Origin of the sequence: Nocardia sp. JCM 34519.1, assembly GCF_020361265.1 — a bacterium.
GTDB lineage: Bacteria > Actinomycetota > Actinomycetes > Mycobacteriales > Mycobacteriaceae > Nocardia > Nocardia arthritidis_A.
Genome location: NZ_JAIRBR010000012.1, coordinates 12,697 through 33,096, shown reverse-complemented (window position 1 = coordinate 33,096; position 20,400 = coordinate 12,697). Strand labels below are relative to the sequence as shown.

The 20,400-nt window shown below is 67.9% G+C and carries 16 protein-coding genes; 8 read left to right on the top strand and 8 right to left on the bottom strand.

The features are described from left to right. Position 1 precedes the first annotated feature (1 nt). Positions 2 to 1,057 (bottom strand): Lrp/AsnC family transcriptional regulator, encoded by a 1,056-nt coding sequence (locus tag LGY53_RS26375; RefSeq protein WP_225729414.1) that lies wholly within the window; start codon positions 1,055 to 1,057, stop codon positions 2 to 4. 220 nt (positions 1,058 to 1,277) lie between these two features. Here LGY53_RS26375 and LGY53_RS26370 point away from each other — a divergent pair, with 220 nt between their 5' ends. Both LGY53_RS26370 and LGY53_RS26365 read left to right on the top strand, forming a co-directional pair. Further along, entirely contained in the window at positions 1,278 to 2,846 is a 1,569-nt protein-coding gene (locus LGY53_RS26370; RefSeq protein WP_225729413.1) for an AbgT family transporter, read from the top strand. A gap of 30 nt (positions 2,847 to 2,876) precedes the next feature. Continuing rightward, complete coding sequence (locus LGY53_RS26365; RefSeq protein ID WP_225729412.1) at positions 2,877 to 4,115, top strand: M20 family metallopeptidase; 1,239 nt, start codon at positions 2,877 to 2,879, stop codon at positions 4,113 to 4,115. Here the strand turns inward: LGY53_RS26365 and LGY53_RS26360 are convergent. From LGY53_RS26360 to LGY53_RS26350, 3 genes are all read right to left on the bottom strand, one after another. After that, positions 4,028 to 5,152 carry a DUF2235 domain-containing protein gene (locus LGY53_RS26360; RefSeq protein ID WP_225729411.1) on the bottom strand — a complete coding sequence of 375 codons (1,125 nt, stop codon included), beginning with the start codon at positions 5,150 to 5,152 and terminating at the stop codon, positions 4,028 to 4,030. The genes LGY53_RS26365 and LGY53_RS26360 overlap by 88 nt on opposite strands. Positions 5,153 to 5,248: 96 nt before the next feature. Continuing rightward, positions 5,249 to 5,857, bottom strand: a complete 609-nt coding sequence (locus LGY53_RS26355; protein WP_225729410.1) for an MspA family porin — start codon at positions 5,855 to 5,857, stop codon at positions 5,249 to 5,251. A 10-nt stretch (positions 5,858 to 5,867) separates the two neighbouring features. Continuing rightward, on the bottom strand, positions 5,868 to 6,230 hold the full coding sequence (locus LGY53_RS26350) for a hypothetical protein (RefSeq protein WP_225729409.1): 363 nt from the start codon (positions 6,228 to 6,230) through the stop codon (positions 5,868 to 5,870). Between the two features lie 37 nt (positions 6,231 to 6,267). On the opposite strand from LGY53_RS26350, the gene LGY53_RS26345 reads away from it, so the two are divergent. Further along, positions 6,268 to 8,958, top strand: a complete 2,691-nt coding sequence (locus LGY53_RS26345; protein WP_225729408.1) for an AAA family ATPase — start codon at positions 6,268 to 6,270, stop codon at positions 8,956 to 8,958. On the opposite strand, the gene LGY53_RS26340 is transcribed toward LGY53_RS26345, so the two are convergent. Beyond that, positions 8,930 to 9,169 (bottom strand): hypothetical protein, encoded by a 240-nt coding sequence (locus LGY53_RS26340; protein ID WP_225729407.1) that lies wholly within the window; start codon positions 9,167 to 9,169, stop codon positions 8,930 to 8,932. The genes LGY53_RS26345 and LGY53_RS26340 overlap by 29 nt on opposite strands. Positions 9,170 to 9,252: 83 nt before the next feature. Between LGY53_RS26340 and LGY53_RS26335 the strand changes: the two genes are divergently transcribed. Then, entirely contained in the window at positions 9,253 to 9,687 is a 435-nt protein-coding gene (locus LGY53_RS26335) for a nitroreductase family deazaflavin-dependent oxidoreductase (protein WP_225729406.1), read from the top strand. Positions 9,688 to 9,738: 51 nt separating this feature from the next. Next, positions 9,739 to 11,094, top strand: a complete 1,356-nt coding sequence (ilvA, locus tag LGY53_RS26330; protein ID WP_225729405.1) for a threonine ammonia-lyase IlvA — start codon at positions 9,739 to 9,741, stop codon at positions 11,092 to 11,094. A 1-nt stretch (position 11,095) separates the two neighbouring features. Here ilvA and LGY53_RS26325 read toward each other — a convergent pair whose 3' ends face one another. Together LGY53_RS26325 and treZ are read right to left on the bottom strand one after the other, a co-directional pair. Next, entirely contained in the window at positions 11,096 to 12,316 is a 1,221-nt protein-coding gene (locus tag LGY53_RS26325) for a serine hydrolase (protein WP_225729404.1), read from the bottom strand. A gap of 122 nt (positions 12,317 to 12,438) precedes the next feature. Next, positions 12,439 to 14,178, bottom strand: a complete 1,740-nt coding sequence (gene treZ, locus LGY53_RS26320) for a malto-oligosyltrehalose trehalohydrolase (protein ID WP_225729403.1) — start codon at positions 14,176 to 14,178, stop codon at positions 12,439 to 12,441. A 26-nt stretch (positions 14,179 to 14,204) separates the two neighbouring features. On the opposite strand from treZ, the gene LGY53_RS26315 reads away from it, so the two are divergent. The 3 genes from LGY53_RS26315 (at position 14,205) to LGY53_RS26305 (ending at position 16,701) form a co-directional block, all read left to right on the top strand. Beyond that, complete coding sequence (locus tag LGY53_RS26315) at positions 14,205 to 14,822, top strand: class I SAM-dependent methyltransferase (protein WP_225729626.1); 618 nt, start codon at positions 14,205 to 14,207, stop codon at positions 14,820 to 14,822. A 43-nt stretch (positions 14,823 to 14,865) separates the two neighbouring features. Beyond that, complete coding sequence (locus LGY53_RS26310; RefSeq protein ID WP_225729402.1) at positions 14,866 to 15,438, top strand: TetR/AcrR family transcriptional regulator; 573 nt, start codon at positions 14,866 to 14,868, stop codon at positions 15,436 to 15,438. An 84-nt stretch (positions 15,439 to 15,522) separates the two neighbouring features. Continuing rightward, positions 15,523 to 16,701, top strand: a complete 1,179-nt coding sequence (locus tag LGY53_RS26305) for a Cmx/CmrA family chloramphenicol efflux MFS transporter (protein ID WP_225729401.1) — start codon at positions 15,523 to 15,525, stop codon at positions 16,699 to 16,701. Between the two features lie 46 nt (positions 16,702 to 16,747). Here the strand turns inward: LGY53_RS26305 and dnaE are convergent, their stop codons facing one another. Continuing rightward, positions 16,748 to 20,299 (bottom strand): DNA polymerase III subunit alpha, encoded by a 3,552-nt coding sequence (gene dnaE / locus LGY53_RS26300; RefSeq protein WP_225729400.1) that lies wholly within the window; start codon positions 20,297 to 20,299, stop codon positions 16,748 to 16,750. Positions 20,300 to 20,400: the final 101 nt, after the last annotated feature.

Here is a 20,400-nt window from a genome sequence, read left to right as displayed (position 1 = left end):
CTCAGGCGGGCCGCAGCAGCCGGGTGGGAAAGCCCGGCACAGGTGCGCCCAGGTACGCGCCGTCGCGGCTCATCCAGTAGCGGCGCACCACCTGCACCGCGATGCGGGTGTCCACCGCGGTGATACCGGGATAGCCGCCGAGTTCGGCGGTGATGAATTCGGCGAGCTCCTGCTCGTCGCGGAAGACCGCCGTATGCACGACGGAGGCCGAACCCGCGACCATCGCGACCAGGCGAGCCGAGGGGTGACGGCCGAGCCGGTCGAGGATTTCCGGGATCGCGCTCGGTTCGGCGGTCAGCGCGAATATCGCTTCCAGGCGGTGGCCGAGCGCGGCGGGTTCGATTTCGACCCGCGGCGATACCGTTCCGCTCTCCAGTAGCGACTGGGTCAGCCGGTAGGCGGCGGACCTGCTGATATCGAGTTCGCGGGCCACCTCGGCGGCCGAGACCCTGCCATCGGCGGCGAGTAGTTCCACCGCGCGCAATTCCAGCTCACCGAATTCGCTCAACCGGGTGGCGCGCGGCTCGGTGACCCGCACGCCGTGCGCGCTCAACTGCGTCTCCTGCGCCCGGGTGAGCCGATGCAATCGCCATGAGTGCCCGACCTTTTCGGCGCGCAGCACCAATTGCGACTCGACCGAGACCAGGCCGGGCAGGCCGGGCAGCCGCCTGGTCAGCAGGTCGAGGACGTCGGTGCCGATCAGCGGATACACCGAGCAGTACAGATCGGCGCTGCCGGTGGTGACGATGATGGTCTGCACCTGCGGCAGCTCGGCGATGCGGGCGGCCACCTCGTGCACCTGCCCCGGCAGGCAGCGCAGCCACACCAGGCGCGGGTAGGCGGTGGCGAACAGCGGCCAGTCGAGGCGGCCGATGACGCGCAGCAGATTTTCCTCGCGCAGCCGGGTCATCCGGCGGGTGATGGTGCTCGGGGAGCTGCCGATCACCTCGGCGAGCACATTGACCGGCGCCCGGGGCGCGAGTTGCAGCGCCGCGACCAGGTCGAGATCGACATCGTCGAGCGGCAGCTCCGCCGCGGGCACCAGGTTATTCGGCATCGGTCGATCATAGACCGCAATAATTCCGGTCTAAATCACCGTCATTGACCTACAGAGTGACACATGTCATCATCATCAAACTAATTTGTGGCACAAACAACCACCGCATCGCCATCGCGGAGGGCGGGCCCGCCGCCTCGGGATAATTCCGGGGTTCGCCGACCCGGGTGCCGGTCAGGTCGAGCAGTACGACCGGACCAGAAGAGAGTGGACACACGGCATGACTGAACCCGCCGTCGGCACACCGACGATCGACACCCCGACCAACCGTCAGACCTCGGTGTTGCAGCGCGCGCTGGCCTCGATCGAGCGGGTCGGCAACAAACTGCCACATCCGTTCTGGCTGTTCGTGATCCTGACCGCGGTGGTGGTCCTGGCCAGTTGGCTGCTCGCGACCTTCGATGTCTCCGCCATCACGCCGGGCAGCGGCAAACGCGTCGAGGTCAAGAATCTGATCTCCGCCGACGGCCTGCACATGATGATCGGCGACCTGATCAAGAACTATGTGAACTTCCCGCCGCTCGGCCTGATCGTCGTCGTCATGCTCGGCGTCGCGGTCGCGGATAAGACCGGGCTGCTCGCCGCGCTGATGCGCGCGTCGCTGGCCAGGGTGCCCGCCCGGTATGTCAGCCTCGCGGTCGCGGTGGTCTGTATGTTCGCCCAGGTCGCGGCCGATGCGGCATTCGTGGTGATGATCCCGCTCGCGATGGTCGCCTTTCGCGCGGTCGGCCGCAGCCCGGTGCTCGGTGCGGTCGTCGCCTTCGTCGCGGTCGGCGGCGCGCACAACATCAGCCCGGTGCTGATCCCCGCGGATCCGGTGTTCGCGGGCATCGCCACCTCGGCGGCGCACACCATCGATCCGTCCTATGTGGTCACGCCGACCTCCAATTACTACTTCTCCGTGGTGTCCTCGCTGGTGCTCGCGGTGACCATCGCCGTCGTCACCGAGCTGGTGGTCGCGCGGCGGGTCGCGGTGATGAACGCCGAGGAGCCGGAATCGACCGACGCCGAGGAGTTGCCGGACATGTCCGTGTCCGCGCTCGAGATCAAGGGGATGCGCTGGGCGCTGGCCTCGGGGGCGATCTTCCTCGTCGCGCTGGCGCTGGCGGTGCTGCCGTACGGTTCGCCGTTGCGCGGCAAGGGCGGCGCGATCGTGAACTCGCCGCTGATGGAGGGCGTCGCGGTCTTCCTGATGTTCTTCTTCATCGTGATCGGCACGGTGTACGGCATCGTCATCGGCAAGATCCGCACCTCGCGGGATCTGCCGGACATGATGGTCGGCGGCCTGAAAGAGCTGGCGCCCGTGCTGGTGCTGTTCTTCACCATTTCGCAGTTCCTGGCCTATTTCCAGTGGACCAACCTCGGCTCGGTCATCTCGATCCACGGCGCCGAACTGCTGAAGAATATCGGCGCGAGCCCGGTGCTGATCTTCATCGGCGTCGTGCTGCTCGTCAGCGCGATGACCCTGCTGCTGACCAGCGGCTCGGCCATGTGGGCGCTGGTCGCGCCGATCCTGGTGCCGATGCTGATGCTGCTGCACATCCACCCCGAGACGACGATGGCGCTGTTCCGCATCGCCAACGCGCCGGTGCACAGCATTACGCCGATGAGCCCGTATTTCGTGATGGCGCTCGGCTTCATCCGCCGCTACCGACCGACGGCCGGGATCGGCACCCTGATGTCGCTGGTATTGCCGCTCGCCGTGGTCGACCTGGTGGTCTGGCTGCTGATCTTCCTGGCCTGGTACTGGCTGGGTATTCCGCTCGGACCCGGAGCACCCGTCTCGTAGCCGCACCCGAACTATCAAGGAGAACCGAACGTGACCTCCGATCCACTACCCGACCTCGTGTCCTGGATCGACGAGCACAACAGCGACTTCATCGCCGACCTGCGCACCCTGGTCGAATCCGAAACACCAAGCGGTGACAAGGCTTTGCTCGACGCGATGGCCGACCAGCTGACCGCCTGGCTGCCCGAACGGCTCGGCCCCGTCTACACGACCCGCCACCGGCTCGCGCGATACGGCGATGTCCTGGACGTGATCGTGCCCGGCGACGGCACCAACGTCGTGCTCATCGTCTGCCACTACGACACCGTCTGGCCGGTGGGCACCCTGGCCGCGCGACCGTTCTCCGTCGAAGGCGACCGGGCCACCGGCCCCGGCATCTTCGATATGAAATTCGGTATCGCCCAAAGTGTTTGGGCGCTGCGGGCGCTGCAAAGCCTCGAATTGCCGCGGCCGACAGTGCGATTGCTCCTCACCGGCGACGAGGAGATCGGCTCGCCCGCCTCCCGGCCGCATATCGAACGGGCCGCCACCGACGCGATCGCGACCTTCGTCACCGAACCGGGTGGCGCGGGCTGGGCGGTGAAGACGGAACGCAAAGGCACCGGCGACTTTACGATTTCGGCGACGGGCGTGGAGGCGCACGCCGGCCTGGAGCCGACCCGCGGCGCCAGCGCGATCCACGCGCTCGCCGACGTCATCCGCCAGTTGCTCGACGCCGCGGATCCGCAGCGGGGCACCACCGTCAACGTCGGGCTGATCGGCGGCGGCTCGGCCCGCAACGTGGTCGCCGGGCGCGCCGAATGCCAGGTGGACGTCAGAATCGCCGATCCGGCCGAAATACCGCGCATGGACCGGGTTTTCGCGCGGCTGCAACCGCCGGACCCGCGCGTGCGGCTGGATATCTCCGGCGGCTGGGGGCGCCCGCCCATGGTCTCGACCCCGGCGAGCCGCGAATTGTTCGAGCTCGTCGACGACGTCGCGCGGCGGTTGCGCGGACCGCTCGCCCACCCGCCGGTCGGCGGCGCCAGCGACGCCAACCTGATCGCGGCGCTCGGGCGTCCGGTGATCTGCGGTATGGGCGCCACCGGCGGCGGTGCGCACGCCCGCGACGAGCACATCGCGCTGGCCGATGTCACCGATCGCACCGCACTGCTCGCCGGGGCGATCAATCGCCTTGCGGCTCAGGCCAGTTCGGTCTTCTCGATGAGTTCTTCGGGGAACGCGCCGCCCAGTTCGTCGCGCCAGCTGCGCACGTTGGGCGGCGAGTAGTCGCGCACGTCCTGGGTGCTGGAGGCGATGCGGACGCACCGATCGGTCGGCAGGCACAGCCGCCGCCACGAATCCCGTTCGAAGCGCCGGTTTCTCGGATGCCGCACGGTGCGCATGAGGTTGAGCACCCGGTAAGCCGTCGAAAGCGAGTTGTGCAGATGTAGGTGGCGGTCCTTGGCCCGGCACTCGGCGGCCAGGTGGTTCAGCCGGTCCAGGTCGAAGACCAGCCCGACCTCCTCGGCCTCCCGAATCATCCAGCGCAGCGTGATATCCGAGAGCCCGCATTCGCGGTAGCCGCCGCCGATATCGCTGTGCACGCCCTCGAACCAGACCTGCTTGACCCGCTCGATTCGCTTGCTGTACTTGATATTCGGCACCACCGGCACCTCCCACAGGCAAGGTTCGAAGATGCGGCGGCGCTCGTCGATGGCCAGGGCTTGGCGCGCGCAGTACACATTGGGGGTGAGCCGCACGTCGTGGAAGCCGCGCCGGAACGCACCGAGGCCCGGCACCCCGAGCGCGCCGACGGTATCGAAGACACCGAGGAAATCGATCTTGATCGGATGCTGGCAGTGCCGCTCACGGAAATCCCGCCACGCCGCGGGTTCCACGCCGTCTTCGGGCAATGGCCAGCGGTAGATCCGCAGCGCGTTCGGATATTCGCCACCGATCATGGCCGCGGGCGTCAGCAGCCCGACCCGGTGGATCAACCCCGCCAGGCTGCGCGCGGTGTACGCGCCGCGGCTGAAACCGAAGATGTAGATCTCGTCGCCGGGCTCCCAGTTCAACGCCAGATGCCAGTAGGCAGCGGAGAGATTGGCATCCAACCCGAGTCCGAACGCGCCACCCATCAACCGGTCGGCGAGGAATCCGCGCGCACCCGGACCCGACACGTAGCTGACCCATTGCTGAATGCGCTTCCCCCGCGGCCCCGGCGCGTCGAAGGCGACCGTCTCGGCGATCTTGATGATGTTGGAAACCGTTGTGCTCGACTCCGCTTTCCAGGTGCCGTCACAGCAAACAACCAGGCGTTTCATGAGCCCATCCTCCCGCAGGACACACCGCGTGACGTGCGTACCGAACTACTCGTTTCATCGCACGGGGACGCCGGGTGTTAATCGGGATTCCGGTTCTCAGAGCCAGGTCGGGTCGCCGAAGACCGCGGCGGAATCGTCCACCTCGGGGGATTTCACGTCGGCATACGTGTACTCCCGCAGGGTGACCGGGCCGGTACACGCGTTGACGACGATATGGAAGTCGCGCACGCTCAGTTGGGTCAGCTTGCCGGGTACCAGATCCTTGTCCATCAGTGCGACCTCTTTGATCTCACCGGGGGTGAGGTTGATCGTCGCGACCGGGTTGGGATCGGCCTGCGGCTGCTGCCCGATGACCAGGTGTGGCGTCGCGCCGAGGGTGCCGGCGCCGATCGTCACCGCGCAGCCGACGTGATAGCCGACCCGCAATTTGCCGCCGGACGCGCCCTGGGCGATGCTGTAGCCGATCACGGTGACCAGCGCCTCCCGGCTGGTGCCGACCTGGTTCAGCGGTGCGATCCGGTTGATCTTCTCCCCCTTGGCCCCGACGATGAAGTGCATCGCGTTGTTCGGCGAGACGAAGCTGCGCTCGTGCGGCGGCATGGTGATGATCTCCGCATGCGCCGGTACCGCGGCCACCACCGCGCACGCACCGGCGACGGCGGCACACGCGGTGGCCAGGATCGCCCTCATGCGATTGGACGGCATGCCGTGAACTTTAGTAGCCGTTGGCTATACATCCAGTAAATGACACGCGCCGAAACGGGCTTATGGCACAAGCCGTCTCACACCGGTGCGAGAGTGCGTACGGCGAGCGAAACCAGACCGGACGGTCCGACGAGGAAACTGTCCACATCCGGCGTCCACGGCGCATGGTGCACCACTGCGGCAGGCCCTGCAGGAATTGCACGGCTCCGTCGAGCGCGTCGACGACCCAGTACTCGCCGGATTCGGGGAAATCGGCGAATTCCTCCGCCCAGCCGCTGCCCGGGCGCAGCGCGGTGAGTCCATCGCGCAGTTTCGCTGCGACCGGACCGTCGACGGCGGCGGCCGAGGTCACCGTGGTCGCGACCGCGGTCAAGCGCGCGGGCCGGTTCTGATCCCATTACGGTTGGGGCATGCTCCACGGAAGACAGGCCGAACAGGAACGCATCGATCGCCTGCTCGAGGGAGCGAAACAGGGGCGCAGCGGGGTGCTCGTACTGCGCGGCGAGCCGGGTGTCGGCAAGACCGCGCTGCTGGAATACGCTGCCGCACAAGGTCTGCCGACCGTACGCAGCACCGGGATCGAATCCGAGGCCGAATTGCCCTTCGCCGCACTGCATCTGCTGCTGCGGCCCGGACTGCACCTGCTCGACTCGCTGCCCGGCCCGCAGCGGGATGCGCTGCGTGGCGCGTTCGGCCTGGCCCACCGGGATCCCGGGGACCGGATGCTGGTCGGGCTAGCGGTGCTCTCGCTGCTCGCCGAGGAGACGGCGGCGGGTCCGCTGCTGTGCGTGATCGACGACGCGCACTGGCTGGACCGGGCCACCGCGGAGACGCTGCTGTTCGTGGCGCGCAGGCTGGCCGACGAGGGCGTGGTGATGTTGTTCGCGACCCGCGCCGGGGCCACCGATTTCCCCGCGCCGGGCCTGCCAGAACTGCGCGTCGGCGGGTTGCGCCAGGAATCGGCGGCGGCACTGATCGACGAGCGCGCACCCGATCTCGCGCCCGCACTGCGTTACCGGCTGTTGGTCGAGGCCGCGGGCAATCCCCTTGCGCTGCTCGAACTTCCGGCGCTGCTGGCGGCGGAGGCGCCGAATTCCGGCCCGAATCCACTGCCGCTGACCCAGCGTTTGCTCGTCGCATTCAACGGTCAGGTCGGCCGCCTGCCCGCCGCCACCAGAACGCTGCTGGTGCTGGCCGCCGCGGCGGGCACCGACGAACTCGGCCCGACGCTGCTGGCGGGCGCCGAAATGGGAGTTCTGCTCGCCGATCTCGAACCGGCGCAGTCGGCGGGGCTGGTGCGCACCGACGGACACACCTTGACCTTCCGGCATCCACTGCTGCGCTCCGCGATCTATCAGGGCGCGCCGCTGGCCCAACGGATTTCGGCGCATCGCGCGCTCGCCGACGCGCTCACCGCGCCCGCCGACGCCGACCTGCGCGCCTGGCAGCTGGCCTCGGCGGCCACCGGCCCGGACGAAAACGCCGCCGCCGCACTGGAAGACACCGCCGACCGGGCCCGCGGCCGCAGCGGCTACTCCGGCGCCGTCGCCGCATACGAGCGCGCCGCGAGCCTCAGCACCGATCCGGCGGCCCGGGTGCGCAGGCTGCTGCTCGCCGCCGAAACCGCGGGCGAGGCCGGACAATTGGAGCGAGCCAGGGAGCTGGCCGAACGCACCGCCGCGCAAACCGCCGACCCCGCCGTCACCGCCCGGCTCGACGTGATCATGGCGACCGCGGAATTCGCCGCGGGCAAACACCTTTCGGCACACCGACTGCTGCTGGCCGGCGCCGAGTCGGTGCGTGAAAGCGATCCGGCAAGGGCCGCACGCATGCTCGTCCAAGCCGTGCACACCGCCTGGTATCTGGGCGCGACCGAACTCGCCGAGGTGACCGCCCGGCTCACCGAATTGCCGCTGCCCCAATCCGATCCGATGACGCCGATCGCCCGCTACCTGGTCGGGGGCATCGAGGCCCGCTTCGTCACCGACCTGCGCGACGCCGCCGCGGCGGCCCGCGCCAACGGCGCCGACAGCCCGCGCGATCTGGTGCAGATGTGCGGTATCGGTCTCGCCGTCGGCCAGGACGATCAGGTCGCCGAGCTGACCCGCGCGCTGCTCGCGGAATGCCGTGCGCAGGGCAGACTTTCGCCGCTGCCGACGCTGCTGTTCTTCCGGGCCGAGGCCGAACTGTTCCTCGGCCGTCCCGGCGAGGCCGGGATCGCCGCGGCCGAGGGTCTGCGCATCGCCGAGGATCTCGCACAGGGACAGTGGGTCAGTCAGCTGTGCGGCTTCCTGGCCTATCTCGCCGCGCTCGAGGGCCGCGAATCCGACTGCCACGACGTGGCAGGCCGCGCGCTGGCCGAGGAATTCGGCGGTACCGCCGCCGCGGGCGCACCGTGGACGCACGCCGCGCTCGGCCTGCTCGACCTCGGCTACGGCCGGGTGGAAAGCGCGCTGTCCCGCTTCGCACCGCTCACCGTCGAACCGGCCCGCCACCACGTCATCGGCGCGCGGACGCTGCCCGACCTCGTCGAAGCCGCGGTGCGCCTGGGCGATTCCGCCCGCGCAGGTGACGCGCTGATCCGCTTGTCGGCGTGGGCCGAAGCGGCACAACAGGATTGGATCGCCGCCACGGCCGCCCGCTGCCGCGCGCTCACCGCACCCGACAGTGCGGCGGATACCCATTTCCAGGAGGCGCTGCGGCTCGGCGGCCGCCCGTTCGAACAGGCCAGAACGCAACTGCTGTACGGCGAATGGCTGCGCAGGGCGAAACGTAAAACCGACGCCAGGGTCCAATTACAGCCCGCCATGGAGACTTTCGACCGCCTGGACGCCACCCCGTGGGCCGACCGCGCCCGCACCGAACTCGCCGCCCTCGGCGTCGGCGCCGCCCCCAAACCGGCGAACGGCGTGCTGGCCAAGCTCACACCGCAGGAGTTGCAGATCGTCCGGCTGGCCGCACAGGGCCTGTCGAACCGGGATATCGCGGCGCAGTTGTTCTTGAGCCCGCGAACGGTGGGGCATCACCTGTACAAGGCGTACCCGAAGCTGGGTGTGGTGTCGCGCGGCGAGCTCAGCGACTTACCACTCGAGGCGCAGTGATCGCACGGTCCGCGTCCCGACGCCGCGCCACCGCCCCGAGAATCCACCGCACCGCGGCGACCCCGGCCGCGGCCAGCACCGATACCTCCATCGACCCGGTGATCAGCGCGAGAACCAGGCAGCTCACCACGCCCGCGGCCAATGCCTCGAGCTTGTATGTCGGCCACGCGGTGCCCGCGATGTCAACCGTTTCTGGGTGAACCACTGCCATCAATAGAGGATATGCGGACGGAAAAGTTCGGTCCACCCAACTTTGCCGGGAATATCTGTGATCCCGGCAACGTTACGGCGTCCATGCCACTTAAAGGAGAGTACGCACCGTCGCCGTCGGATTGGGCCCGTGAGCAGGCGGAGGCCATCGAGAACTCCGGCGGCGCGGAGGGCGCGACGCACGAGGGCAAGCCGGTGATCGTGCTGACCACGGTCGGCGCGAAGACGGGCAAATTGCGCAAAACCCCGCTCATGCGGGTGGAACACGGCGGCGAATACGCCGTCGTCGCCTCGCTCGGCGGCGCACCGAAGAATCCGGTCTGGTACTACAACATCAAGAAAGAACCGCATGTCGAACTCCAGGACGGCGCGGTGACCAGGGATTACACCGCGCGCGAGGTATTCGGCGAGGAGAAGGCGCTGTGGTGGGCGCGGGCCGTCGAGGCCTGGCCCGACTACGCGAATTACCAGACGAAGACCGATCGCCAGATCCCGGTTTTCGTACTCACCCCACGCTGACCGGCCCACCCGCCGCGCCCCGGCCGCGCGGCGGGTGGCAGCATATTTCGGGTGTCCGATCCGCTTGATCTCCTCGACGCACTGTCCACATCCCGTCCCGCGCTGAGCGCGGACGAGATCGATGCTGCCGCCAAGCGAATCGCCGACATTATCGAGCCGACCCCGCTACAGCGCAGCGACCGGCTCTCGAAGCTGACCGGCGCCGAAATCTATCTCAAACGCGAGGATCTCGGCGTAGTGCGCTCCTACAAGCTGCGCGGCGCGTACAACCTGGTGGTCCAGCTCACCGAGCAGGAGCGGGCCGCGGGTGTGGTGACGGCCAGCGCGGGCAATCACGCGCAGGGCGTCGCCTTCGCCTGCCACGCGATGCGGATCAAGGGCCGCATCTACGTCCCGGCCACGACGCCCAAACAGAAGCGCGACCGCATCCGGGCGCACGGCGGTGAATTCGTCGAGCTCATCGCGGTCGGCGAAACCTACGATGCCGCGGCGGCCGCGGCGGCCGCCGATGTCGAGCGCACCGGGGCCACCATGGTGCCGCCGTTCGACGATGTCCGCACCGCCGCGGGTCAGGGCACCATCGCCGCCGAAATCCTGGAACAGCTCGGCGCCGCACCGGATCTGGTGGTCGTCCCGGTCGGCGGTGGCGGCTGCCTCGCGGGCATCGGCACCTATCTGCGCGAAAGGGCCCCGCACACCGGCATTCTCGGCGTCGAACCGGCCGGCGCGGCCTCGATGACGGCGGCACTGGTCGCGGGCGGCCCGGTGACGCTGCCGGAGATCGATCCGTTCGTCGACGGCGCCGCGGTGCGCCGGATCGGCGCGGTGCCCTACGCCGCGGTGTCCCGCTTCGGCGGCCGAGTGGTCTCGCACGCCTCGCTGCCGCTGCTCACCGCCACCGAATCACCCAGCGGCGCAGGCGCTTTCCGGATGATGCAGGTGGACGAGGGCGCCATCTGCACCACCATGCTCGAGCTTTATCAGAACGAGGGCATCATCGCCGAACCCGCGGGCGCGCTGGCCACCGCCGCGCTCGCGGAGATCCGGGTCGAACCCGGTTCGACGGTGGTGTGCCTGGTATCCGGCGGCAATAACGACGTGTCCCGCTACGGCGAGATCATCGAGCGCTCGCTGGTGCACAAGGGGTTGAAGCATTATTTCCTGGTCGACTTCCCGCAGGAGCCGGGCGCGCTGCGGCGCTTCCTGGACGAGGTGCTGGGCCCGGACGACGACATCACCATGTTCGAGTACGTCAAGCGCAACAACCGGGAAACCGGTGCGGCGCTGGTCGGTATCGAACTCGGTGCGCCGGACGGGCTCGCCGCGCTGCTGCAACGGATCGAGGCGTCCCCGATCCAGTGCGAACGGTTGGAGCCGGGCTCGCCCGCGTACCGCTACCTGACCTGAGTCAGGCCGCGCGGCGCGCCTCGGTGGCCTCGGCCCGGCGCGCGCTGCGCAACCCGCGCACCGCGAGCGGCAGGATCCACGCGGCCGCGGACATATCCAACGGCAGCAGCCCGACCGAGAGCCGGTTGTGCACGAACCCGACCGAAAGACCGAGCCGCGGGTCGGCCCAGCCGAACGATCCACCGAGGCCGACATGCCCGAATCCGGTGCGGGCGCCCGGAATCGGCAACGAGTGGTAGCCGAGACGCCACATCATCGGCGTGTAGAACAGCGCCCGGTCGAGGCGATACGTCTCGACCTTGCCGATCGCCCGCAGCGTCGCCGGACTCAGGAATTGCCTGCCCTCGTGCATACCGGTCGCGACCGCGCCGTACATGGTGGCCAGGCCGTCCGCGGTGCAGACGCCGTTGCCCGCGCCGAGTTCGGTGTCCAGGATCGCCGGTTCGGCGCTCTCCAGGATCGCCTCCAGGCCGGGTAGGAACAGCGCCCTGGTGGCCGCGCCCGCCGCACCGGGCACCAGGTGCGTCCGGCCGAGCACCTGCGCGACCAGCGGATTCCGGATCGAGCTCAGCTGCGTTCCGGCCAGCGGGGCATAGGTGGTGGCGGAGGTGGCGGGCGGACGGCCGAGGTGGATGCCGTCGGTGCCGAGCGGTTCGGCGATCTCGGTGCGGAAGAGTTCGGCCATGCCTCGCCCGGTGATGGCGCGGGCCAGGCCCGCGAGCAGCCAGCCGTAGGTGAGCGCGTGGTAGGAGGGCGTGCCGAGCAGCCGATCCGGTTTCGCGGCGGCCAGGCGCTCCTCCATGAGCCGGTGGTCGAGCACCTCGGCCGCGCTGGTGGCCAGCGCGCCGACCGAGCCGAGCCCGGCGCTGTGGGTCATGATCTGCCGCACCGTGATTCGCGCCTTACCGTTGGCCGCGAACTGCGGCCAGTACTCGGCTACCGGCGCGGCGTAGTCGAGCAGCCCGCGGTCGGCCAGCCGGTGGATGACGGTCGCCGTGACGCCCTTCGTCGCGGAGAAGATGATGGCCCCCGTGTCGGCGGTCCACGGCCCGGCGCCCGCGCTACCGGTCCAGATATGGACGAGCGGCACCCCGTGCCGGTGCACGGCCAGCGCGCCACCCGCACCGCGGCGATGACCGAAGGCCCGTGCGAAAGCGCGGACCAGCGGGGCGAATTCGGCGGCGGCGTACCCGCCGACCCCTGGCGCAGCGTCATTGCTCATCTCTCCACGGTAATCGCGGACGCGAGATCGGGCAACGAACCTGTCCCGGACAGTTGATAATACAACGTTATCCGACCGAGATATATTGCACCACTTCATATTACCGACGGTGCGGTACGCCGTTAGCCGATCGGAAGCTCGCCGGAGTCCAGCACCGCGAAACTATGCCCAGGCAGCTTGACCTCACTGTCTGATTCGGTAACGACCGGATCCCAGGCGAGCAGGACGCGGCCCACCACCGGCACGACCACCGATTCGGCCGACAGATTGCAGACCAATCGCAGCGGCCCCCGATACAGCACCACCCAGCGCGCGGCCTCGTCGTATTCGACGCGGACATCGGGCAGCCACGGATCGGCGATCTCGAACCTGTTGCGCCGCAATGCGATCAGCGCGCGATAGCAGGCGAGCAGCCGCGCCCCGCGCGGATCGGCCGGTTCGGACCACACCAGTTTCGATCGCCGAAAGGTCGCCGGATCCTGCGGGTCCGGCACATCGCCCGGCGGCCAACCGTGTTCGGCGAATTCGGCCCTGCGCCCCTCGGCGACCGCGGCGGCCAGTTCGGGTTCCGGATGCGCGGTGAAGAACTGGAACGGCGTGCGCGCACCCCACTCCTCCCCCATGAACAACATCGGCGTATACGGCGACAACAGCACCAGCGCCGCCTTGACCGCCAGCTGACCGTCGGTGAGGTAGGCGCTGGGACGATCGCCCTGTGCGCGGTTGCCGATCTGGTCGTGATTGCAGGTGTAGGCCAGCAGGGCGCTGCCGGGTATCGCGCCGGTGTTCAACGGCCGTCCATGGGTGCGCCCGCGGAAGCTGGAATACGTTGCGGCATGGAAATATCCGCGCGTCAGCGTGCTGGCCAGGCAGTCCAGTGAGCCGAAATCGGCATAGTAGCCCTGCCTTTCACCGGAGACGGCGGTGTGCACGGCATGGTGCATATCGTCGTTCCACTGTCCGGCCAGACCGTAGCCGCCCGCCGGGCGCGGGGTGATCAGCCGTGGATCGTTCAGGTCGCTCTCCGCGATCAAGGTCAGCGGGCGGCCGAGTTGCGCTGCCAGCCGGTCGGTTTCGGTGGACAGCTGTTCGAGCAGGTGGATGGCGCGGTGGTCGACGAGCGCGTGCACGGCGTCGAGCCGCAGCGCGTCCACGTGGAAGTCGCGGAACCAACGCAGCGCGTTGTCGATGATGAAGCGGCGCACGGTATCCGAACCCGGCCCATCGAGGTTGACGCTCTGCCCCCAGGTATTCCGGCCATCACTCAGGTACGGCCCGAAGCGGGGCAGGTAGTTCCCGGACGGCCCGAGGTGGTTGTAGACCACGTCCAGCGCCACCGCCAAACCCTTTGCGTGGCAGGCATTCACGAATCGCTGCAGGCCATCCGGACCGCCGTACGCCTCGTGCACCGCATACCAGAGCACACCGTCGTAACCCCAGTTCCACGCGCCGTTGAACGCGTTCACCGGCATGAGTTCGACCGTCGTCACGCCCAATTCGACGAGATGGTCCAGGTTTTCCACGGCCGCGTCGAAAGTGCCCGCCCGCGTGAAGGTTCCGATGTGCAGCTCGTAGTAGACCGATCCGGCCAGCGGGCGCCCGGTCCACCCGGCGTCGGTCCAGCCCGCCGGATCGAGCGCGTGCACCGCGGATCGGCCGTGTACGCCGTCGGGTTGCCGGGGCGAGCGCGGATCGGGCAGCACGGCCGGATCATCGTCGAGCAGATAGCCGTAGCGGGCGCCGGACGCGGCCGGGAGTTCGGCCCGCCACCACTCGCCGTGACCCGTCATCGGATGGACGACACCGTCGAGTTCGATCCGGACCCGGTCCGCCCGCGGCGCCCAAACCTCGAAGACAGTCACCGGGTCAGCATGTCACAGTGGACGGCATGGGCCTCTACAACGACCATGTTGTCCCCCGCCTCGTCGAACTGTGCTGCGGGGCGAAATATCATGAACCGCTGCGCGCGCAGGTCTGCGCCGGTCTGCACGACAAGGTGGTCGAGATCGGCTTCGGCTCCGGACTCAACGTCCCGTTCTACCCGGCCGCCGTCGAATCGGTGAGCGCGGTGGAACCGGCCGATCTGGGCTGGCGGCTCGCGGCCGAGCGCGTCGCGGCGTCACCCGTTCCGGTCGAGCGGTCCGGCCTGGACGGACAGCGATTGCCGTTTCCGGATGACAGTTTCGACTGCGCGCTGTCCACCTGGACCATGTGCACCATCCCGGATGCCGGGGCCGCGCTCGGCGAGGTCCGGCGGGTGCTGAAGCCCGGCGGCACGCTGCATTTCATCGAGCACGGCCTGGCACCGGATCATTCGGTGCAGGTCTGGCAGAACCGGCTGAACCCGGTGCAGAAGGTGATCGCGGGCGGCTGCCATTTGAATCGCGAGATCCGCGTGCTGATCGAGGCGGCCGGATTCGAATTGCGCGAGGTCGAGCAGTTCTACGGCGAGGGCTCGCCGCGCGTCTTCGGCGCGCAGACCCGGGGCGTCGCGGTCGCGAATTAGCATTTTTGGACTGATCTATCCAAAACGTGTTAGCGTGTCATCCATGGCACGGCCGAAGGCATTCGACGAGGACCGAGCGGTCGACGCGGCGATGCGCGCGTTCTGGACCACGGGCTACGAGGGCACCTCGACGCAAGATCTCTGCACCGCGACCGGATTGGGCCGCAGCAGCATCTACAACACCTTCGTCAGCAAGCACGAACTGTTCACGCGGGCGCTGCGCCGGTATATGGACAGCAAGAACGCGAGAACCTTCGAACTGCTCGACGGCCCCGAACCGGCGAAGGACAAAATCCGGACCATCCTGCACTGGGCCGTCGAGGCGCCGCAGGACGATCCGATGGGCTGCTTCGTGGTCAACTCCGTCGTCGAACTCGGCCCGCGCGACGACGATATCGCCGCCGCCCTGCGCGACGACCACGAGCGCAGGCTCACCGCGCTCACCGCGGCGATCACCGTGGGCCAGCGCCTGGGCGAAATCGACAACAGCAGGCCCGCAAGGGATCTCGCGCACTTCGTGATCGCGACGATCAGCGGTCTGCGGGTCGCCGCGCGCGGCGGCGCCGATCGAAAGACGTTGGCCGCCATCGCCGATACCGCACTGCGGTGCCTCTGATCACCCCCTGACGATATGCGGCAGCGCCGCCGCTTTCCCATCGGTTCGTTTTGAACCAATCTGTCCAAAATAGAGAGGTATTCGATGCCCGTCGCCGTCTACGTCCTGGGCCTGGCCATCTTCGCCCAGGGCACATCCGAGCTCATGCTCGCCGGGATCCTCACCGAAATGTCAAACGACCTGGGCGTTTCCGTACCACAGGCCGGTCTGCTGGTCTCGGCGTTCGCGCTGGGCATGCTGGTCGGCGCGCCGATCCTCGCCGCGACGACGCTGCGGCTGTCGCGCCGCACCGCACTGCTGGGATTTCTCGCCGTATTCGTCATCGCCCATGTCATCGGCGCGCTGACCGCCAGTTACTGGGTGCTGTTCGGTACCAGGGTGATCGCCGCCTTCGTCTACGCCGGGTTCTGGGCGGTAGGCGCCGCCACGGCCATCAGCCTGACGCCGCCGAACAAGCGCGGACGCGCCATGGGCATTGTGGCGGGCGGGCTGACGGTCGCCACCATCATCGGCTTGCCCGCGGGTACGGTCATCGGCCAGCAGTGGGGCTGGCGCGCCGCGTTCTGGGCCGTCGCCGCGCTGTCCGCGCTGGCCATGCTGGGCGTGCTGGCCAGGATCCCGGCCGCCCGCGCCGCCGAAATCCCGGATCTGCGCAGGGAATTGCGCAGCCTGGTGAATCCGCGGGTGTGGCTGCACTACGGAACCACCGCGCTGCAGATCGCGAGCCTGATGGTCACCTTCACCTATCTCGGCGCGCTGCTGACCGAGACGACGGGGCTGGCCGCCGGTTGGATACCCGTGGTGCTCACGATCTACGGTGTCGGCGCGGTGCTCGGCATCGCCGTCGGCGGGCGCACCGCGGATACGCATCCCGTCCGCACCCTCTACCTCGGATTCACCGGCCTGATCGGCACTTCGGTGCTGCTCGCGCTCACCGGGCAGTACGCCGTGACCGCCGTGCTGGCGGCATTCCTGCTCGGCGCCTTCGGTTTCGGCGTCAACCCGACCCTGAACAGCCGCATCTTCGCACTGGCCGCCGACGGACCGACCCTGGGCACCGCCTTCAACACCTCCGCGTTCAACGTCGGCATCACCGTCGGCCCCTGGCTCGGCGGACTGGCCATCGGCGCGGGCCTCGGCTACCCCGCCACCGCCTGGATCGGTGTGGTCCTCGGCATCGCCGCGATCGGCACCCTCAGGTGGAGCCAAGCACTGCACCGGAATTCGGCCGCGGCCGCCCCGGAACCCGTTCTCGCCAACTAGACACAACGGCCCCCATCCATGGATGGGGGCCGTTGCCGAATCGCGGTCAGCTGGCCAGGCAGCCGGGGCCGAGCAGCGCCTTGAGGTCGCCCATCAGGGCGGAGGACGGCGAAACACGCAGGCGGTCATCGAGTTTCAGCAGATGCGTCTTCTCGCCCGCGCCGACGAGGCGCAGGTGCACGTCGGAGGTGCCCGGGTGACTGGTCAGAACGCGTTTGAGTGCGCTCACCTTGTCGGGGGTGCACATGCGGGTCGGCATGGTGACGGCCAGCGGCTTGGCCACGCCGATGGCCGAAAGATCCGGCACCGCAAGGTCGTTGGCGATCAGCGAGATGCGGTCGTCGCGCACCGAGACGCGCGCCTTCACCAGCACCACCGCATCCTCGACTACGTCCATGCCGTAGACCGAATAGGCCTGCGGGAAGAACAGCACCTCGATACCGCCGGACAGATCCTCCAATTGCGCCGACGCCCAAGCCAATCCGTTCTTGTTGATGCGCCGGTTCACCGCGGCGAGGATGCCGCCGACGGTCACCTGGGTGCCGTCCTTGATATCGCCTTCCAGGATGGCCGGGATCTGGGTGTCGGACTGGGCCGCGAGTACGTGTTCGACACCGTTGAGCGGATGCCCGGATACGTACAGGCCCAGCATCTCCCGTTCCAGCGCCAACTTGTGCTTGGGCTCCCACTCGTCATCGGGCACCTTGACGTTGAACACCGAGGTGATCGAGTCGTCGGCGTCGTCCAACCCGCCGAACAGGTCGAACTGACCCATCGCCTCGGCCTTCTTGGTGGACATCACCGCATCGATGGCGTCGGAGTGCACCAGCATCAGACCCTTGCGGGGATGCCCGAGCGAATCGAATCCGCCTGCCTTGATGAGGGATTCGGTGACCTTCTTGGAGCAGGCCAGCGCGTCGATCTTGTTCAGATAGTCGGAGAAGTCGGTGAACTTCGACTTCTCCTTGCGCGCGGCGATGATCGAGGACACCACGTTCGCGCCGACATTGCGCACCGCGCCGAGCCCGAACCGGATGTCGTCGCCCACCGAGGCGAAGTTCTGCTCGGATTCGTTGACGTCCGGCGGCAGCACGGTGATGCCGAGGCGGCGGCAGTCGGCCAGATATTGTGCGGCCTTGTCCTTGTCGTCACCGACCGAGGTGAGCAGGCCCGCCATATATTCGGCCGGATAGTTGGCCTTGAGGTAGGCGGTCCAGAACGACACCAGACCGTAGCCGGCGGCATGCGATTTGTTGAACGCGTAACCGGCGAACGGGAGAATCGTGTCCCACAGCGCCTTGATCGCGGGCTTGGAGAAACCGTTCTCCAGCATGCCCTTCTCGAAGCCCTCGAATTCGGCCTCCAGGACCTCGGCCTTCTTCTTACCCATGGCGCGGCGCAGAATATCGGCTCGACCGAGCGAGTACCCGGCCACCTTCTGCGCGATCTGCATGATCTGCTCCTGGTACACGATCAAGCCGAAGGTGTCGGCCAGGATCTCCTTCAGCGGTACCTCGAGCTCCGGATGGATCGGCTTGACCTCTTGCCGCCCGTTCTTGCGGTCGGCGTAGTCGTTGTGCGCGTTCATGCCCATCGGACCGGGGCGGTACAGCGCGAGCACGGCGACGATATCCTCGAAGCCGGTGGGCTGCATGCGCCGCAGCAGATCGCGCATGGCGCCACCGTCGAGCTGGAAGACGCCGAGAGTGTCACCGCGGGAAAGCAATTCGTAGGTCGGCTTATCGTCCAGCGGCAGGTGGTCCAGGTCCAGATCGATGCCGCGGTTGGCCTTGATGTTGACCAGCGCGTCACCGATGACGGTGAGGTTGCGCAGGCCGAGGAAGTCCATCTTCAACAGGCCGATGGCCTCACACGACGGGTAGTCCCAGCCGGTGATGATCGCGCCGTCCTGCGCCCGCTTCCACACCGGGATCGCGTCCATCAGCGGTTCGGAGGACATGATCACCGCGCAGGCGTGCACACCGGCATTGCGGATCAGACCCTCCAGCCCGCGCGCGGTCTCGTAGATCTTGTTGACGTCCGGGTTCGTATTGATGAGCTCCCGGACCTCGGCGGCCTCCTTATACCGCTCGTGTTCGGGATCCATGATGCCCGAGAGCGGAATGTCCTTGGCCATGATCGGCGGCGGCAGCGCCTTCGAAATCTGGTCGGCGATCGCGAAACCCGGCTGGCCGAACTGGACGCGCGCCGAATCCTTCAGCGCCGCCTTGGTTTTAATGGTGCCGAAGGTGATCACCTGGGCCACCCGGTCCGAGCCCCACTTCTCGGTGGCGTAGCGGACCATCTCACCGCGGCGGCGATCGTCGAAGTCGATATCGATATCGGGCATCGAGACGCGTTCCGGGTTCAGGAATCGCTCGAACAGCAGACCGTGCGGAATCGGGTCGATATTGGTGATGCCCATGGCGTAGGCGACCAGCGAACCGGCCGCCGAACCGCGACCGGGTCCGACGCTGATGCCGACCTCGCGCGCATGGCTGATCAGGTCACCGACCACGAGGAAGTAGGCGGGAAAACCCATTTCGATGATGACGCCGAGCTCGTAGTCGGCGCGATCCAGGTATTCGCGCGGCGGACCGTCCGGGAAACGCCGGTCCAGCCCGCGCAGAACCTCCTTGCGCAGCCAGGTGGCCTGCGTCTCACCCTCCGGCACCGGGAAGATCGGCATCCGGTCGTGGTGCTTCCACACGTCGTCGTAGGACTGCACCCGCTCGCCGATGCGCACCGTGTTGTCGCAGGCGCCGGGCACCTCCGCATCCCAGATCGCCCGCATCTCCTCGGCGGACTTCAGGTAATAGCCGGAGCCGTCGAATTTGAAGCGGGTGGGATCGGACAGCGTCTTGCCGGTCTGCACGCACAGCAGCGCCTCGTGGTTCGCCGCCTCGGATTCGTGCACGTAGTGACAGTCGTTGGTGGCCAACGCCGGAATATCGAGTTTGCGGCCGATCTCCAGCAGGCCCTCGCGCACCCGGCGCTCGATGGACAGCCCGTGATCCATCACCTCGAGGAAGAAGTTTTCCTTGCCGAAGATCTCCTGCCACTTGGCCGCGGCCTCCAGCGCCTCGCGCTCGTGGCCCAGCCGCAGGCGGGTCTGCACCTCACCCGATGGGCAGCCCGTCGTCGCGATGATGCCCTCGGCGTATTGGGCGATGATCTCCTCGTCCATGCGGGCCCACTTGCCGAGCTGACCCTCGATGGAGGCCAGGCTCGACAGCTTGAACAGGTTGCGCAGTCCGGTCGCGGTCTCGGCGACCATCGTCATATGGGTGTAGGCGCCCGAACCCGAGACGTCGTCACCCTTCTGGCTCGGATCGCCCCACAGGACGCGTTTGGTGTTGAAGCGGGATTCCGGCGCGATATAGGCCTCGATGCCGATGATCGGTTTGATGCCCTGCTTCTTGGCCGAGTTGTAGAACTCCGACGCGCCGTACATATTGCCGTGGTCGGTCATGCCGACGGCGGTCATGCCGAGCCGATTCGCCTCCTTGAACAGGGGCGTGATCTTCGCAGCGCCGTCGAGCATCGAGTACTCGGTGTGGTTGTGCAGGTGAACGAACGATCCGGACGAGGCTGCCAAGACTGTCCTTCCTCCCAAGGTCGCGACGGGGGTTGGCTGGACCGATTCTAGGGGGCCGCACCGACTGCTTTCGCCAGGCGCGCGGCGGCGGCACAGGTGCC